The 18,505-nt window shown below is 38.1% G+C and carries 10 protein-coding genes; 6 read left to right on the forward strand and 4 right to left on the reverse strand.

From position 1 onward, the window contains the following. Nucleotides 1-96: 96 nt before the first annotated feature. The 3 genes from topA to LC418_RS00110 form a co-directional block, all read right to left on the reverse strand. Complete coding sequence (gene topA / locus LC418_RS00100; RefSeq protein WP_223557660.1) at nucleotides 97-2,655, reverse strand: type I DNA topoisomerase; 2,559 nt, start codon at nucleotides 2,653-2,655, stop codon at nucleotides 97-99. A gap of 272 nt (nucleotides 2,656-2,927) precedes the next feature. Further along, complete coding sequence (locus tag LC418_RS00105; protein WP_223557661.1) at nucleotides 2,928-6,278, reverse strand: T9SS type A sorting domain-containing protein; 3,351 nt, start codon at nucleotides 6,276-6,278, stop codon at nucleotides 2,928-2,930. A gap of 362 nt (nucleotides 6,279-6,640) precedes the next feature. Next, entirely contained in the window at nucleotides 6,641-7,780 is a 1,140-nt protein-coding gene (locus LC418_RS00110) for an EpsG family protein (RefSeq protein ID WP_223557662.1), read from the reverse strand. A gap of 327 nt (nucleotides 7,781-8,107) precedes the next feature. Here LC418_RS00110 and LC418_RS00115 point away from each other — a divergent pair, with 327 nt between their 5' ends. The 6 genes from LC418_RS00115 (at nucleotide 8,108) to LC418_RS00140 (ending at nucleotide 15,351) form a co-directional block, all read left to right on the forward strand. Next, the gene (locus LC418_RS00115; RefSeq protein WP_223557663.1) at nucleotides 8,108-11,761 is read left to right on the forward strand and encodes an MMPL family transporter; all 3,654 of its coding nucleotides are present in this window, start codon (nucleotides 8,108-8,110) and stop codon (nucleotides 11,759-11,761) included. Nucleotides 11,762-11,804: 43 nt separating this feature from the next. Next, nucleotides 11,805-12,719 (forward strand): EVE domain-containing protein, encoded by a 915-nt coding sequence (locus tag LC418_RS00120; RefSeq protein WP_223557664.1) that lies wholly within the window; start codon nucleotides 11,805-11,807, stop codon nucleotides 12,717-12,719. Nucleotide 12,720: 1 nt separating this feature from the next. Continuing rightward, complete coding sequence (darB, locus tag LC418_RS00125; protein WP_223557665.1) at nucleotides 12,721-13,860, forward strand: dialkylresorcinol biosynthesis protein DarB; 1,140 nt, start codon at nucleotides 12,721-12,723, stop codon at nucleotides 13,858-13,860. Beyond that, nucleotides 13,860-14,291 carry a hotdog family protein gene (locus LC418_RS00130; RefSeq protein ID WP_223557666.1) on the forward strand — a complete coding sequence of 144 codons (432 nt, stop codon included), beginning with the start codon at nucleotides 13,860-13,862 and terminating at the stop codon, nucleotides 14,289-14,291. The genes darB and LC418_RS00130 overlap by 1 nt, the downstream gene beginning before the upstream one ends. A gap of 5 nt (nucleotides 14,292-14,296) precedes the next feature. Then, complete coding sequence (locus LC418_RS00135; RefSeq protein WP_223557667.1) at nucleotides 14,297-14,740, forward strand: hotdog family protein; 444 nt, start codon at nucleotides 14,297-14,299, stop codon at nucleotides 14,738-14,740. A 341-nt stretch (nucleotides 14,741-15,081) separates the two neighbouring features. Continuing rightward, the gene (locus LC418_RS00140; RefSeq protein ID WP_223557668.1) at nucleotides 15,082-15,351 is read left to right on the forward strand and encodes a hypothetical protein; all 270 of its coding nucleotides are present in this window, start codon (nucleotides 15,082-15,084) and stop codon (nucleotides 15,349-15,351) included. A gap of 74 nt (nucleotides 15,352-15,425) precedes the next feature. Here the strand turns inward: LC418_RS00140 and LC418_RS00145 are convergent, their stop codons facing one another. Beyond that, nucleotides 15,426-18,338 (reverse strand): M16 family metallopeptidase, encoded by a 2,913-nt coding sequence (locus tag LC418_RS00145; RefSeq protein WP_223557669.1) that lies wholly within the window; start codon nucleotides 18,336-18,338, stop codon nucleotides 15,426-15,428. Nucleotides 18,339-18,505: the final 167 nt, after the last annotated feature.

Genomic DNA, 18,505 nt, shown 5'->3' on the forward strand with positions numbered 1-18,505 from the left:
AAAAACCAGAGCAAGTTCATATGCTGTGGCAACTTTTGTTAATAAAAAAAAGCCGTCAACACATATTGTTAACGGCTTTGTATACTTATTTTAATATTACTTCTTCTTAGCTGCTGTCTTTTTTACTGCAGTTGTTTTCTTTGCTGTAGGTTTCTTAGCTGCCGGCTTCTTTTTCTCTGCAAAGGCATTTTTATCCTGGTCTGTGATCCATTTTTTCACCTCATCCAGAGATACATCCTTCAGCTCTTCAGCCTCATATTTGGTGTCATCTTTTTTCTTAGGAATCTTGAACATGGCTTTCCCGAATTTAACGAACGGCCCCCATCTTCCATTTTCAATAGAAATTTTTTCTTTTTCCCATTGCTGGATGTATCGGTTGGCTTCTTTTTCCAGCTTGGCATCAATTAACTCATTGATGTCACTCTGTGAAAGATTATCGAAGTTATATTTCTTAGGAACATTCACAAAAATATCTTTGTATTTGATGAACGGTCCGAATCTTCCTGTTCCTTTGGTTACCGGATCTCCTTTATAAGTAGCAATTGGCGCATCAGCTTTTTTCTTTTCGTTGATGATCTCTTCTGCGCGCGCCTGGCTTACAGAAAGAGGATCTTCACCTTTCGGAATGCTGATAAATGTCTCTCCCCACTTCACATAAGGTCCGAACCTTCCTACTCCTACAGAAACTGCCTGACCCTCAAATTCATTAAGTTCGAATGGCAGTTTGAAAAGCTCCAGTGCCTCAGCTAAAGAGATGGTTGCAATATTCTGTCCCGTCATTAGTGAAGCGAAGATTGGCTTTTCTTCATCTTCCGTTTCACCGATCTGAATCATCGCTCCGAATCTTCCGATTCTTGCATGAACATTTTTACCGGTCTTAGGATCTACTCCAAGAAGTCTGTCGCCATTCGCTCTGTCTGCATTTTCTTCTACATCTTCAATTCTCGGGTGGAATTTTGAATAGAAATTGGTCATCATTTCTTTCCACTTCTGATCTCCGTTGGCAATTTCGTCAAAGCTTTCTTCTACTCTTGCTGTGAAGCCATAGTCCAGGATTTCTTTGAAATTATCTGTCAGGAAATCATTAACAACCTCACCAATATCTGTAGGTACAAATTTATTTTTGTCGCCCCCGAATTTTTCTTCAAGAACTTCTTTTTTGATCTTATCTTTTGTAAGAGACATCTTAACCACTTCACGGGTTTGAGGATCTATCTCTCTTTTGTCTACATATTCTCTGTTCTGAATGGTCTGGATCGTCGGCGCATAAGTAGACGGACGTCCAATTCCTAATTCTTCCAGCTTTTTCACCAATCCGGCTTCCGTATATCTTGCACTTGGTCTTGTGAACTTTTCTGAAGCGGTTATTTTTTTATAACTTAAAACTTCCCCTACATTTACTTTAGGAAGCAGTTTTTCATTGTTTTCCTCATCATCGTCTTCTGTCTTTACAATTCCGTAAGCTTTCAGGAAACCATCAAAAATAATCACCTCCCCCTGTGCTTCAAAATGCTGGGGCAGCGATGCGTTTCCTATTTCAATCACCGTCTTCTCAATTTTAGCGTTTGCCATTTGGGAAGCCAGTGTTCTTCTGTATATTAATTGGTATAATCTGTTCAATTGGGCATCACCGATACTTTTCACCGCAAAATCAGTCGGACGGATCGCTTCGTGAGCTTCCTGTGCAGAGGCTGATTTTGTAGTATAGTTTCTTGGTGAAGAATATTCAGCTCCATATTCTGAAGTGATCTGCTTTTTTGCGCCTTCGATCGCTTCCTGGGAAAGGTTCACGGAGTCGGTTCTCATATAGGTAATGTACCCTTCTTCATATAGCCTTTGTGCAAGACGCATGGTATTGGTTACGTTATATCCTAATCTTGAAGAGGCTTCCTGCTGCAGGGTAGAAGTGGTAAATGGTGCAGATGCAGAACGTGTTCCCGGTTTTGTTTCAACATTCAGGACTTTAAATTCTGTAGTTTTTGCTTTTTCAAGGAATTTTTCTGCGTCTTCTTCTTTTTCGAAGTCTTTTTTAAGCTTTGCAGCAATTTCCTGCTCAGCTTTATTTAAGAAAATTGCATCCAGCTTGAAGCTTGCTTTCGGAACAAACTCACGGATCTCTTTTTCTCTTTCTACAATTAATCTTACAGCCACAGACTGTACTCTTCCTGCAGAAAGGCCTGGTTTTACTTTTTTCCAGAGAACCGGAGACATTTCAAAACCTACGATCCTGTCCAAAACTCTTCTTGCCTGCTGGGCATTCACAAGATTCTGATCAATATCTCTGGGATTTTCAATGGCTTTTAGAATGGCATTTTTAGTAATCTCGTGGAAAACAATTCTTTTTCTGTTTTCGGGTTTCAGTTTCAATTCGTCCGCCAGGTGCCATGCAATAGCTTCTCCCTCGCGGTCTTCATCGGAAGCCAGCCATACCATTTCGGCTTTCTTTACGGCAGCCTTTAATTCTGTTACCAGTTTCTTTTTGTCAGCCGAAACTTCGTAATCAGGACTGAAGGTGGCAAGATCTATTCCCATACCTTTTTTCGGAAGGTCACGGATGTGTCCGAAACTCGATTTCACTTCGAAATCCTTCCCTAAATATTTCTGAATAGTTTTTGCTTTTGCCGGGGACTCTACGATTACTAAATTTTTCGACATTCTAAAAAAATTTTTTGCAAAAGTAAAGCTTTTTTATTATATACATTTTGTTAAAACGGTTTAATTTAATATTTAGATGTGTTTAACATGCGTTCCTGAGGGCATTTTTAAAGATATCAAGTCCTTTAGAGCGTAGGGTTTAGCTCGAAATTTAACTTTAATAAAATAGATGATATAGAATTTTTCATCAACAGTGATAGATGCAAGCATATGCCGTTATAAAAAAGCAGAACAGGAAATTCTGTTCTGCTTTTTATGGCTTTTTAAAGTTTCTACTGTTTAATAATTTTCACAATTTCTTCAGAATTGTTAATTCTTACTAAATATACTCCTGAACTTAGAGCTGACAAGTCTGTTCTTCCGTTTTCAAACTTTCCGGATTTAACAAACTGTCCAGCAACATTATAAATCTGATAATAATAGCCTGTTTTATCTGAAGCATTAATATACAGTATATCCTTTACTGGATTTGGAAATAATGATATTTTTGTCTCATTTATCTTTTCCTTCATCTCTGTCGTGCTCAAGACAGCCGCTTCTTTTCCTGCAGCCATAGCCGTAACCTGTAATCTCGGAATGGGACCAGCTTCATTTCCCTGAGCGTCGTACTTCACTCTTACACATCGGCAGCTTATTCCTAAATAGGGATCATTATTATCATTAAATGCAATAAACCGGTTGGCCGCAGAAGCTGCATCAAACAAGACATTAACAGATCGCCCCAGATAGTTTGCAGCCAAAGCTGCTGTCCAGACACCAGGATACTGAAAGTTGACTGTATTGAATGTTCCCTGTGGAGACTGATTAGCTATAACATTTCTGAATCCGCGCGAACCCGAATCCGGGAAATTACCAAGTATATAAGATGGACCTATAAACATATACCCTATAGTAGAGGTTGTGGAAGGATTTCTGACTCTATATCCTGCGTAATCTGTACTGACACTATAAAAGGTCGCTATATTTTTATCTTTTTTATACCAGGGCGACTGCCCGAAATCCTGATTCGAAATTAATGCCACATTGGTGACATCCGGGATCCTCCAACCCTCCGGACAAGGATCAAAAGGTGATTTTTTTCCTCCTCTGCCCCATCGGTCAGCAGCAAGATTGGGTTCATTGGCCAACCAGTCCGTCCCATTGGTATAATTAGGCATTGCACTGTTATAAGGAGCAAAAACACTTGGGATCATATATACCAAAGGATTCTTCACAGAGTAAGACAGTACTTTTGCAATTTTATCCGCTGGTTTATCGGCACTCTGCACAATTGGGGCTGCATAAGTATTATAAGGAACAATATAGTTTCCTGACATATTATTATAGGTAGCAGGAGTTAGTGTAGTATAAGCTATAGTTCCGTTACTCGATGCTGTTCCTAAAAACACATTAAATGATGCTCTGTTGTCTGCATACTGAAAGGTAGGAATCGGGTCTTTTCTTCCCCATTGATAATGTAGTCCTGTAGAAGCCCTTATTTTTGTAAGTTCTGCAGCTGTTGGTGTCATCGCATTGGCAACTATCGGAAATGCATCTATCGCTCCCAGGTTCCTGTCCATAAATTCTGTCTGAAGCACAACATCTGCCTTATTTACATAATTCACATAGTTGGCCGCTTCAGCCATCGGAAGTTCTGTCCTGTAGTTATAAGACCCTAAAGAGGAATCGGTTATCCAGATATGCCAGCTCCAATACACCGGTGAAGAAATGCTTCCGTTATGAAGCGTCACTACAGCATTCCCACTCTGGTTCGGATTAATCTCCACCGAAATTTTTGAGCTGCTGAGACTTTCAAGTGAGGCCGGGGAAGGATTAACGACCAACACTTTATTAATCAGAGCCGTATTAGTTGTCCAAAGCACATTTACTTTTAAATTATTGAAGTTGGGGGCATCTAAGATCTCCTGATTATTCAAAAGCTGACTTTGCACTGAAAAGGCTTTGCTTACCGGGATTTCCACAATAAAGGGCGTTGAATTTTTAACAGCCTGATAGGTATTAGGATTATTGATTCCTTCTCTGTATTCTGTTTTCGGAGCGAGATATTCAGAAGGAAAATTATAATCATTTACGATATAAAGAGGGTCTTTGATGCATCGACATCCATTGGCATCGGAAGTATACATTCCTGACATAGGCATATAAAAATATCTTCCTTTAATATTGGGATAATTAGGATCCGGAATATCGGACTGTCCTTTATCAGGGATCATAAAAAGCCCTCTGGTGATAACCGCCGGGGAAGTATCAAAATGCCTGGCCATTGTTGCCGTCCATAAGGCAACGTGATGCTGGTCGGTATACTGCCCCTGGTGGGCACTCCTAATCAACTGTCCTGTTCCCGGAAAAACTCCCATATTATTCCCACCGGCATTGGAAAGATCAAAACCAAAGTTAGGGTAGACCTTAAATCCTGTCATGAATGATGGTACTCCTGTATCTGTAGGTTTAATAATATGATACTTGTTTGCTTCGAAAACATTTTTAGCCATATTGCTTCTGACTCCGAAAGGGGAAAAATCCAGTCTGATATCATCTATATAAGACTGTGAAGCTAAATTTGCTACCAGCATTGACGGTATTCTCCATCCGTTGGGACATGGATCATAGGGAGATTTATCCCAGTAAGGTTTTGCACTTGCATTATTGTTATATCCCGTACTGATGAGTCCCCGGGAATTATCAGACCAAAGGTTAAGTTCTGAAAGCCTGCTATCCGGAATTCCGGCAGCATTTCCAAACCAGTTAACCGGAAGATTGGGGTTGTTGTTGTAATAAGCCTGACCGCTGTTATCGTCTTTGTTCACATAGATCAGACTTAATGGATTTTTCACAGAAAGCCTGATATTATTGGTTATCTCTGCATTTGCAAGCGGAACATATTTTGTGAGGTTATCAATATTTAAAGCACCGGTAAAGTTTTTCGCGCCTCTATGCCTGATCCTCCCTATGGATCCTGACACTTCGTAGAAGTCGTTTCCCCTTGTTACCAAAGGCGGAATCGGATCTTTTCTTCCCCATTGGTAGAGCAATCCCATACTTTTGCTCCAGTCCGAAGAAGTAATGGAGCTGCTTAAAGCTCCGAGATTACGGTCCATCCATCCCCAATCTGAATCAGGAATCCGCTCAACCGTTCCATCTCCCCTAACTCTTGTGATACTATCAAAACTTTTGTAAGTGGATCCGTTAGTAGGATCATCGGTCACCCAAATATGCCAGCTCCAATAGATTTCACTGTTTACTCTTAGGGCAACCACAGCATTTCCTTTTTTTGCTTTGTTGATGGGAACTTTTATTTTGGCATTTTCATCGGACCCTAAAATTTCCAGCGAGTATCTCTCCCCTGATTTTATCAGACCATGAGAATCTTCCCACAATACCTCAGCTGTCTGGTTGCCGGAAGGGATTCCGTCCCCTTTAATGTATCCGTCCCCCTGCCACATAGCATAAGCTTTTCTTACCGGAATCAGCAAACCTTCGCTGTTTTGGCCGGGATCAAAAATATAACTGTTGGGAGCTTTTGTCCAGTCCGAAACGACTGCCCTTCTGTCAGCAGGCTTTGTTAAAGTATCTTTTGCAGATACTGATTTTTCTGTATATCCATACGGAAGATTTTCTTTCAATCCTCTACTATTCCTAGAATAGGTACAAATCGACACTAAGCAAAAAATTGCCGCAAAACTTTTAACTAAATTTTTCATATCCTTAGACTTGTGTGTCATTTACATGAAATACAACTTTTAAGCCTTTATCAACAATAAACAATTAAAAATATGAATAGAAAAACAATATATTAATTGTATTAATAATAAATCATCATTAAAAGATTATAAATACGAAAACGGCACTTTGTAAAATACAAAAGTAGAGTTTTCAATTGATAAATTTTTATGAGGATAATCACCGTTTAAAAAAAGAGGAATAAGGAATAAAAAAAAAGACAGCATTGGAGCTGTCTTTATAAAATATAGTCAATAAAATAATTCTAAGGGAGAATGTGATTTTTATAAAGCTCAATGGTAAATCTACCTACTTTAATATTTAAGAAGGAGGAGAAAACAACAAAGTTAAAAATAACAAGTGCAATGATAAAAGCGTAAATCATTTTTTTCATGCCACTCGATACTACATACATTGTATTGGGGATCAGCACGTAAGAAAACCCGATAAATGCACCTACAAGTCTGGATGAGAATACCGGATTGTTCCTGAAAATAAAATAAAAGCATATTCCCACAACGGCATAGCTTCTATGGTATTCATAATAGGGATACAGTTCTTTCATCTTGGTATCAAATGCAAAAAGAAAGAACGTCAAAATCATCATCATGGCTTCGGGAATTCCAAAACCTCCATTCAGTCTTTCTGAATATTCATCCATATATCCATTTAATCCATTCACCAAAATATTATCTGAGGCCATACTGTCTAAAAAGCTTCCAAAAGCCCGGTATATCTCGAATGGCGAAAGAAATATGGAGATGATGATCAGGACCAGCATGACGGTTTTACTCAGTGGAATACGGGCCAGCCAGTACATTGGGAGAAACAGGTAGCAAACGGTATGTATACCCGATCCCAGGAATATAAAAAAGAGATAATGCCATAATTTCCGTTCTTTAATGTAGCGTACGGCAAAATAAACAATAAATGTCCCCAGATTTTGCCTGATCTGCCCGCTTTCCCCCACAAAAAAGTAAGGAATAAACATGAACAGGGTAAATGTAAAGGGGTAAAAAGTATTATCCTCCGTATATTCTATCTTGAAAAAAACCGCACAGATAGCAATAACCAGGGTAAGCACATAAAAGGGTGCATTAAAGACATTCAGCAATATCTTATTAATGAGTGTATATAGCCATTCCACTTCCAGATGATCCGGACCCTCCATGTGGAGCATCTTCATAAAAATACTGTAATAGCTCTTTGTATCAGAATAAATGTAAATTGCCTTGTAACTTCCATAATCCGGGCCTACATTATCCCTGAAGCCAGCCAGTAAAATAAGATAGATCCCCAGGAACCACAACCATTTTTTTTCTACTCTTTTACCAAAAACTTCCTGTACACTAAAGAAAAGCATGTATACAATCGCAACGATGAAATATGGATGTAATAAACTCATGCTAATTTAGTGTTTTTTGTAACCGGTGCAGTACACACAAGGAAGATGCAATTCTGTAATAAGAGAATGCAGGCAGCAGAAAAGAGAATGCTCCTGCCATTAGAAATCCGTTAATTTTTTCATCATTTTTTTTCAACATATCTAAAACAGATTCTTATTTAGTAATAATATTGGTTTAAAATATATTTTAAGAGGGAACTTTTGCAAAAGTAGAATATTTTTTTATTCTGCCTAGAATATTTTATTGATTTTCAGATAAACTTATAGCTGAAATGTTTTGAACTAATACTGAAAAAATTAAATTTGCAGACTTGATTTCATAATGTAATGCATCGTTTCTTTATATTTTTATATTATCTGATTTCTAAAAACAAGCTTCTTTCAGCAATTCTTGCTTTAGGAATAGCTGTAATATGTGGTGTTTTTGCTTCAAAAATTAACTTTGAAGAGGATATCAACCAGATAATTCCTAAAAATGAAAAGTCCGATCTTACCGCAAAAGTCCTTAAACAGCTCAATTTTTCAGATAAGATCATTGTGATTATAGAGAACAAATCCAATGAAGACAGCTTTCAGCTTTCTGAAACGGCCGATAATTTTCTGCAAAAGATGGAACCTCTGAAAAAATATATAGGTTCTGTTCAGGGAAAGGTGAACGACAGTGAAATCTCGGAAACATTTGATTTTGTCAACCAAAATCTGCCTCTTTTCCTTGATGAAAATGATTACAGGGAAATTGAAAGGAAACTTCAAAAAGACAGTATATCCAAGCAGGTAGAGAATAATTATGTTTCTCTGGTCTCACCGACAAGTCTTGTAACAAAGGAATTCATCAAAAAAGATCCTTTGGGAATTACTTACTTAGGAATCAAAAAACTGAATGCTTTAAACATCAGCAAAGATTTCAAGCTTGAAGACAATTATATAGTCACAAAAGACGGAAAAAACCTTTTGCTTTTCATAGATCCTAAAAATGAAAGCAATAACACCAAAAGCAATGAAGCTTTCATCAATCAGCTCAACCAGATAAAAGACAGCATCAATAAACAGTTTAAAGGAAAAACAGAGCTTAGTTATTTCGGCTCTCCGGTAATTGCCGTAGCCAATGCCCAGCAGATAAAAAAAGATATTCAAAATACGGTCATGATCTCCATGGCGGTACTTCTGATCCTCCTCATCTATTATTTCAGGAATTTCTTTACTCCGATTATCGTATTTCTCCCAACTGTATTTTCGGTATTGCTGGCCCTGCTAATCCTTTATTTTATAAAAGACAGAATTTCAGCTATTTCCTTGAGTGTAGGTGCCATCCTTATCGGAATCACCATAGATTATGCACTCCATATTCTTACCCATTACAAGCACAACAATAATATAGAAGAGCTGTACAAAGAGATTACACAACCGATTATACTGAGCAGTGCCACAACTGCTGTCTCTTTTTTATGTCTGGTATTTGTACGTTCTGAAGCACTGAAAGATCTTGGTCTCTTTGCCGCGATTACAGTTATTTTCTCTTCCGTTACTGCACTGATCATTGTACCTCAGCTTTATAAGCCCAAGCAGGAAAAGGGTAAGCACAGCATTAATTTTATCGACAGGATAGGTTCTTATCCATATGAAAAGAACAAACCTCTGATCATAGGCTGCTCTATCATTATTATTGCCTGTCTGTTCGGTTTCCGGCATGTAGGCTTCAATGAGGATATTGGTGACCTCAATTATATTCCGAAAGACTTAAAAATAAGCGAGGCCAAACTTCAGAAACTTTCTGATATCACTTCAAAATCCATTTACACTATTTCTTATGGGGACTCGGAGGAAGAGGCACTGGCAAGAAATTCGCGGCTGAGCAACTTTCTTGAGAAGGAAAAACAGCAAGGAAAAATCCTGAGCTATAATTCACTGGGAAATATTGTCCTTTCTGAAAAAGATCAGAAACAAAGGATCGAAATATGGAATAAATTCTGGGATGGAAATAAAAAGGAACATACTGTTTCTGAACTGGTAAACAGCGGAAATCAATTTGGATTCAACAGCAATGCTTTTGATAATTTCAATGAAATTTTAAATAAGAACTATACAACATTAAGCCTCAAAGATTATGAGAAAGTAAAAGCATTACAGATCTCGGAATTCCTGAGCAATGAAAACGGATTTTATACGGTCTCCAATGTTGTAAAAGTAGATGAGAAGAAAAGAGATACCTTCATAAAAGACGTTGAGAAGAACCACGATGCTCTCGCCATTGACCGCCAGCAAATGAATGAGAACTTTTTGGGTCTGTTGAAAAGAGATTTCAGTACGCTGATCAACTATTCTCTTCTGGCCATTATCCTGACCATTATTGTTTTCTTCAGAAATTTTGAGCTTACTGTTCTCACCATGTTCCCTATTGTATTAACAGGAATTGTAACGGCGGGGATTCTTTATTTCTTAGGATTAGAACTAAATATTTTCAGTACGGTAGTCTGTACACTGGTTTTTGGAGTTGGGGATGATTTCAGCATTTTCCTGACCCAGGCCATGCAAAAGGAGCATACAACCGGTAAAAATGAGCTTCCAACTTACAGAACGTCTATTATTCTTGCCGTTTTCACGACCATTCTATCAATCGGTTCTTTGATCTTTGCAAAACATCCGGCATTACATTCACTGGCATTGGTTGCCCTTATCGGGATGTTCTCTGTGATTATCATTACCTCCACGCTGTATCCGTTCTGGTTCAGATCATTAATCACAAACAGAGCAAAAAAAGGACTTTCTCCTATTACTTTCAGACTGTTCTTACGATGCATCATATCATTCTTTTATTATGGTTTGGGAGGATTCGTTTTTTCACTGATCGGAAGTGTATTTATCAAAAGATCAAAAGGAAAAACTTTAGATATTATTAAATTAATTTTAGCTAAATTTTTAACATCTGTATTGTATATTACTCCCTTTGTAAAGAAAAGAGTTATTGGAAACCCTGCGGAAGATTTCAGCAGACCGGCAGTGATTATCGCCAATCACACTTCTTTCCTGGATACACTTGCTATTGCAATGGCGACGCATAAAATCATCTATCTGGTCAATGACTGGGTATATGACTCTCCTGTTTTCGGAAGATTGGTAAGAGCACTTGGCTTTTATCCGGTTTCTAAGGGAATAGAGAACGGGATGGAAAAACTGAAAGAAAAAATTGAACAGGGCTATTCCCTCGTTGTTTTCCCCGAAGCAGAACGATCTTATACGAACGATGTGAAAAGGTTCCACAAAGGAGCATTTTATCTTGCAGAACAGTTCGGACTTGATATTCTCCCTCTGTACATTCACGGAAACTCCGAAGTGCTGCCAAAAGGAGACTTCATTATCTATGACGGAAGCATTACCGTAAAAGTAGGGGAAAGAATCAGCAAAGATGATCTGAGTTTCGGAAAAAACTATTCTGAAAGAACAAAAAAAATCAATGCGTACTTCAGACAGGAATTTGCAAAACTGCGACACGAGCTGGAAGACGAAAATTATTTCAGGAAAAAATTATTCTTAAGCTACCTCTATAAAGACAGTGAAGTGGTAAAAGAAGTAAAAGATGATTTTAATGCCCATAAATCTGTTTATTTTGAATTGAACAAACATATTCCGAAGGATGCATCCATCCTGCATATCGCAGATGATTTCGGACAGAAGGATATTCTGCTTACCCTTTATCAGGCAGAAAGAAGAATTTTCTCTTTCATTGAAAATGATGAAAGAAGACAAACGGCAAGACAGACTTATTTGGTTAAAAGAAGAAAGCTGAATTATATTAATAATCTTTCGGAAATCAATAAAAATATTGATGTACTGCTGGTTTCAGATCATAATTTTGATATCAGTACACTGAATGAACTTCCTGAGAGAATTATATTCCTGAACACAGCATCCAAAGAGCTAAACAATCCAGATTATTCACAGGAGTTTAATTCACAGGCAATAAAAATATTCAAAAAACAGTAAATAAATATGAAAAGCATATTTTTGTAACCGCTAAAGAATATTAATGAAAAAAAACATACTCATCATTTATTATTCGCAAACCGGCCAGCTGGAGGATATTGTGAAGAACATGGCCCAACCTTTTGAAGCTAAAAAGGAGGAATATGACGTTACGTATTATAATATACAGCTGAAGGAAGACTTTCCTTTTCCTTGGCCGGGCGATGTTTTTTTCAATACATTTCCTGAATCTTACCTTCAGATTCCGAAAGAGATCTTCCCGCCTTCTGATGAGGTCCTGAATAAAAAGTACGACCTTATTTTATTCGGATATCAGGTTTGGTATCTTACGCCATCTATTCCCATCATTTCATTCCTAAAGAGTGGTTTTGCAGAAAAGATCATGAAAGATACAGATGTAGTTACAATTTCAGGAACCAGAAATATGTGGATGCTTTCTCAGGAAAAGCTTAAGGTATATTTAAAAAATCTTGGCGCAAAACTGGTAGGAAATATCGCTTTAGTGGATAGGCATGACAATTACACAAGTGTACTGACGATCTTACGCTGGCTGACTACAGGGCAGAAAGAAAAATCAGGAATACTTCCTGCCGCCGGGATTTCGGATGAAGAAATTTCGGGCTCTGTAAAGTACGGAAACATTATAGAAAAGCATTTCAGCAGCGGAAACTTATCCGGCCTTCAGCCTGATCTGGTAAAGAATGGCGCTGTAGAGATCCGTCCTTTTTTAGTAAGAGTAGAAAAAGTAGGCAACAAGATCTTCACCGTATGGTCTAATCTCATTATTAAGAAAAAAGAGAAACGTCCATTGCTGATAAAATTCTTTAAGGTATATTTGATGGCTGCGATATGGATTATTTCACCTGTCGTCTTAGTTTTACACTTACTGACAACCCCTATATTTTGGTCTAAAAGACAAAAACAAAAAACATATTTACAAGGAATTAATTTAAAATAGAATGTACGACGTATTTATAACAAAAGCATCAACATACTTACCTAATAACCCGGTATCAAATGATGAAATGGAGACTTATCTTGGTCTGATAAATGGCGCTCCCTCTAAAGCAAAATCATTGATTTTAAGAAATAACAAGATCACAACAAGATACTATGCTTTGGATAAAGAAGGAAATCCTACCCATACCAATGCACAGATCACAGCCAAAGCTGTTGAAGGATTGTTCGATGAAAACTTCAAAAAAGAAGATATGAAGCTATTGTCCGTTGGAACCACTTCTCCGGATCAGATGCAGCCTTCACATGCTTCTATGGTTCATGGTGAGCTGAATATTGGAAAATCTATTGAAATTAATACCGCTACAGGTCTCTGCAACTCAGGAATGAACGCCCTGAACTACGGATTCCTTTCCGTAAAGGCTGGTGTACAGAATAACGCTATTTGTGCAGGCTCAGAAAGAATGTCTGCATGGATGACTGCAGATAAATTCAATCATGAAGCAGAAAACTTAAAATTACTGGAAGAAAGACCAATTGTTGCCTTCAAAAGAGAATTCCTGAGATGGATGCTTTCTGACGGCGCCGGTGCATTCCTTCTCGAAAATAAGCCCCGAGAAAACGGAATTAATTTAAAAATAGAATTCATTGATTTTTATTCTTACGCTCATGAAATTGAAGCTTGTATGTATGCCGGATGCGATAAGCAGGAAGACGGAAGCCTTAAGTCATGGGCAGATTACCCTTCTGATGAATGGCTGAAAGAATCAATCTTTGCTATTAAGCAGGACACCAAAATCCTGGACAAATATATTCTTGTAAAAGGAGCAGAAAGCTTAAGATCTTCTTTTGATAAGCATAACCTGGATCCTGAAAAAATAGACCATGTTCTGGCACATATTTCTTCAGGCTATTTTAAAGATGGCTTAAAAGACGAATTCGCTAAAAAAGGTATGGATTTCCCTACAGAGAAATGGTTCTATAACCTTTCTGAAGTAGGAAACATCGGTGCAGGTTCTATTTTCATCGCACTGGAAGAATTAATGAATTCCGGAACGTTGAAAAAAGGAGAAAAAGTATTGTTATGTGTTCCTGAAAGTGGAAGATTTGCCTACTCTTGTGCCCTATTAACAGTTTGCTAATGAAACACCAACTGCCGACATCTGACCAGGATTTTGTGGGAAGCCTTATCCCACAGCGTTTTCCGTTTGTCATGGTTCATGAGCTTACGGAATACTCTGATGATCATCTTGTTTCAGGCTTTGAAATAAAAGAAGATAATATTTTTATCCAAGACGGGACATTCCAGGCTTCCGGTCTTATCGAGCATCAGGCACAGAGTGTTGCTTTACACACAGGTTATAAATATTACCTGTTAGGAAAAGACGCCCCTACCGGATATATCGGAGCTATTAAATCTTTTGAAGCTGAAACCCTGCCAAAAACAGGTGATCGGCTGATCTCGGAAGTATCGATCCTTAATGAAGTGATGGGGGTAACACTGGTGGATATTGTCACGAAACTGAATGGCTCGATCATTGCAAAATCCCAAATGAAAACTGCTGTAAAATAAATGTAATGGAAATCAAGGAAGAGCACCTTATCAATATACATAACTTTCTGCCGCACCGGGAACCGATGCTGATGGCAGATTATATCCTGGAATTGACCAAAGAAAAGGTTGTGACTTCCTTTGAAATAAAAGAAGATAATATCTTTGTCCACAACAACGAGTTGGCAGAAGCCGGCCTGATTGAAAACCTTGCCCAGACCTGCTCATCCATTCTCGGACAAAGTTTCTTTGAAAACCCTGAGGCAGATACGAAAGTGATAGGCTTTATCACCAACATCAAAAAAATTGAGCTGTTTGCGCTTCCAAAAACGGGAGATAAGATTATTTCCAAAGCTTCACTGATCTCCCAGTATGAAAATATTTGTAATATCTTCTGTGAGACTTTTAATAATGATGAATTATTGATCAGGGCGGAGATCAATCTGTTTATTCAGGAAGTGAAATCTTAAGAATACATTTTCAGTGAAAATATATAACCGTACGATTACCGTGCGGTTTTTCTTTTTTAGCCCCGATTCGTGAAAAAGCTGTCTTGTTTATGTTTTTTAACCACGGATTGCACAGATGATTATGAAGGAGGGAAGCTGGAGGCTGGGAGAGAGAAGTTATTGAAGTCGCAGAATAACTCTAAGCCTGTTTTATTGTTCTTTTAACCTATCTATCAATTTGTATAATAAACTATCAGACATTTGAAATCCTGCCAGTAACTGCCAGTAACTTCCAGCCCCCATCTTCCCTCCCAAATATTTAATAACCCTTTATTTTCGATATATTTGATAAAAATAATATTATGAGTGTAAAAGTAAGGTTCTATTCGTATGACATTGAATTCGATTTTGAAAATTCCGTTGAATTTCCGGTTGCTCCACAGGTTGGTGATGAAGTGAATCTTATTTCATTTTTTAAATACCGGACTTCCGAAAGACTGGAATATGTTAATAATATGGAAGATCTTTATCTCTACGAAAATGCTGTCGTTTCAGAACGCACATGGTGTAATGATCTTGAGAAAACAGAAATATATTTGCTGGTGAAGCTGAATTACACCAAGAGGAAATAAAGCTGCCTTTCAGATTAGTTTAAACAAAAAAGCAGAGCATCACTGCCCTGCTTTAAAATTAGTATCAAAAATGGTTAGTACCCGAAGATCTCTTCAAGAGATACCTCCTGGAATGTTCCCATTTTATTGATGGATTCCATATTCAGGTTTTCTTTCTTGCCTATGATCGCTGTATTGTATTTTACAGGCTTGATATCAGCATCGTAGAAGCTTGTAAGCTGTGGCAGCGTCAGCCCCTGAATTTCAGAATAAATATCTTTTCTGATATCATAATCAACACCAAGCTTTTTCAGTGCCATCTGATTAAAGAATATATTCGTTCTGTTGATTCTGTTGGATGCAATCTGCTTCAATGCAGAACCTTTTGAATTCTCAAACTGTGCAGGAATCTGTGGCAGGGATGCCATAAGATCATTCATTGCATTTACAGCCAGAGGAAGCTTATTCGCCTGAGTTCCGATATAATTCGTGATATAGTTCGCATGCCCTTTCTCTGTTGCGTTCGCATAAGAAACATACGCAGAATAAGCCAGTGACTTACTTTCTCGGATTTCCTGGAAGACGATAGAAGACAGTCCTCTTCCGAAATATTCGTTGAAAACATTCGCTTTTCCGAAATTACTCAAGTTCACATTCCCTCCTTTGGCTACTTTAGACATTTCCATCTGAACCATGTCATAGTTTGTAAAATATACTTTTCCTTCTGCAGCAGGCTCCGGATATTCCTTAGCTTTTGCCGGCTGAACAGTGGTTTCTGCGATATATGGTTTAACCGCCTTTTCTAAACCTGACTGATCCTGTCCGTAAAGGAATATCTCATATGGAGACTGGTTCAGGACCTTAATTTTCTTAGTCAGTTCCGTTGCATCAATGCTCTCAAGACGTTCTTTGGAAACAATATCCGTCATTCTGGAATTCTTACCGTATTTAGCATAGTTCGTAAGAGCAGCCATGATTCTTGTTTTATCTTTTTTACCGGCTTCTCTTGCCTCCAATATGGTTTTTACGGTCTTTGCGTAGGTCTCTTTGTCTGCTTTTACATTCGTAAGCCAGTGGTTCATCAGTTCAGTACCTTTCTTCATATTGGCCTCAAGACCACTCAGTGTAATGATCACCTGATCGTTGGACGTTCTGAAGCTGTAAGAGATTCCCAGTTTGTAGAATTCGCCTTTCAGCTGCTCAGGAGTATATTTATCCGTTCCAAGATATTCGAAAAGGGTTACCGCGATTGGAAGCTCCTTATCATTATCCGTTCCGAAAGGGAATATATAGCTGATCTGTGCTACATCATTATATTTATTCTTTACAAAGCTTACTTTCTTATCTTTAATCTGAGAAGTCTGGATCGCAGTTTTATAATCGATAAATTCCGGCTTGATCTCAGATACTTTACTGCTTAAGATCTCTTTAAGGAAAGGTGACTGCGCTTCTCTGTTCAGCTTGATCGGGGTAATACCCGGATTCTGTACGCGAACCAGCTTATCATTCACTCCTTTTTCTTTGTAAACAACTACATAGTTATCTTTGAAAAACTCGTTTGCAAACTTAACAACATCTGCCTTTGATATTTTTTCATACTGATTAATATCGTCTAATTCCTCCTGCCATGTTTTCTCATTGATATAAGTACCATATAGGGTCGTTGCCAGTCCGTCAGCAGTTTCCCACGACTTCATACGCTGTACTTTCTTGTCATTGACGATTGCTTTCAGCATCCAATCCGGAAACAGCCCTTTTTTCACTAAATCCAACTGATCTAACAATAGTTTTTTAGCATCATCAAAGCTCTGTCCGTCTTTCGGAGTTACCGACATCGTAAAAGCACCATAAGTTTTAAAGGCCGATTCGTAAGCTCCCGCACCTAATACCTTTTGCGTTTGGTTCATATTAAGGTCGATAAGACCGGCATCACCTCTGTTACTTAAAATTTCTGCAACCACATCTGCTAATCTTGCATTCTGAGTTCCATTGGAATCTGATCTCCATGCCAGCGTCATTCTCGGTGTACTCGGGCTTTTTACCGTTCTCGCCACAATGCTTTCCATCGGCTGTTCAGATACCATTTTTTTCATCGGCAGCTCTTTGTACTTGAAAGCTCCAAAATACTGATCTACCAGTTTAATGGTTTTATCAAAATCCAGGTCTCCTACCAAAACAACAGCCATATTATTAGGCACGTAATATGTATCAAAATACTTATGAATAGCAACCATTGACGGGCTTTTCAGGTGTTCTGAAGTACCAATCGTAGTCTGTTGTCCGTTCGGATGCTTTGGAAAAAGAGCCTCCATCATGGCATAGTTCACAAGACGGCCGTCGTTATCCTGGGCTCTGTTATATTCTTCATACACAGCTTCCAGTTCGGTATGGAAAAGGCGCAATACCAGTTCTGAAAAACGTTCTTTTTCCACTTTCAGCCATTTTTCAAGCTCGTTGGATGGAATATTATTTTTATAAACCGTTTCATCTAACCATGTATGGGCATTCGTTCCCGTTGCTCCTAATGAAGAGATCGCTTTATCATATTCATTGGCAATTGCATACTTGGAAGCTTCCTGAGAAACCTCATCTATTTTCTTATAGAGCAGTTTTTTCTTTTCAGGATCCTTTTCAGCTTTATGCTGCTCGTAAAGGTCAGAGATCTGTTGAAGCAATACTTTCTCCTTTGCCCAGTCCTGAGTTCCCAGGTGAGAAGTTCCTTTAAAAACCATATGCTCAAGGTAATGCGCCAGACCTGTATTGTCGCTAGGGTCGTTATTAGATCCCGTTCTTACCGGAATATAAGTCTGAATTCTCGGGGCATCATCATTCTTCGCCAGATAAACCTTCAGTCCGTTTTTCAAAGTATACACTCTCACACCGGACTGGTCATTCTTAACGGTTTCGTAAGTATATCCCTGGCTGTCCGTCACCTTTTGAGTATCAAATTTCTGCGCCATTGCATGCAGCATGCAGAAAAGTGAAACAGAAATAAAAAATTTCTTCATAAGTCTTATTTATTTAAATCAAATTTCATAGAATCCTATAAGTCTACTTTCATCATGCACTTGTTACAGCAAACGGCAGATTATGACTTTTTATGTTAAAATTTGAATTTATCTTTAAATAAAGCCTGTTTCGGCATTATAATTTAATATGATTTACATATAATGTA

Source organism: Chryseobacterium lathyri, from assembly GCF_019970085.1.
GTDB lineage: Bacteria > Bacteroidota > Bacteroidia > Flavobacteriales > Weeksellaceae > Chryseobacterium > Chryseobacterium lathyri.

Excerpts from the sequence above, each read along its gene's own strand:
- LC418_RS00145 (WP_223557669.1), bottom strand. The coding sequence starts at position 18,338 with ATGAAGAAATTTTTTATTTCTGTTTCACTTTTCTGCATGCTGCATGCA.
- darB (WP_223557665.1), top strand. The coding sequence starts at position 12,721 with ATGTACGACGTATTTATAACAAAAGCATCAACATACTTACCTAATAAC.
- LC418_RS00115 (WP_223557663.1), top strand. The coding sequence starts at position 8,108 with ATGCATCGTTTCTTTATATTTTTATATTATCTGATTTCTAAAAACAAG.
- LC418_RS00130 (WP_223557666.1), top strand. The coding sequence starts at position 13,860 with ATGAAACACCAACTGCCGACATCTGACCAGGATTTTGTGGGAAGCCTT.
- LC418_RS00120 (WP_223557664.1), top strand. The coding sequence starts at position 11,805 with ATGAAAAAAAACATACTCATCATTTATTATTCGCAAACCGGCCAGCTG.
- LC418_RS00135 (WP_223557667.1), top strand. The coding sequence starts at position 14,297 with ATGGAAATCAAGGAAGAGCACCTTATCAATATACATAACTTTCTGCCG.
- LC418_RS00110 (WP_223557662.1), bottom strand. The coding sequence starts at position 7,780 with ATGAGTTTATTACATCCATATTTCATCGTTGCGATTGTATACATGCTT.
- LC418_RS00140 (WP_223557668.1), top strand. The coding sequence starts at position 15,082 with ATGAGTGTAAAAGTAAGGTTCTATTCGTATGACATTGAATTCGATTTT.
- topA (WP_223557660.1), bottom strand. The coding sequence starts at position 2,655 with ATGTCGAAAAATTTAGTAATCGTAGAGTCCCCGGCAAAAGCAAAAACT.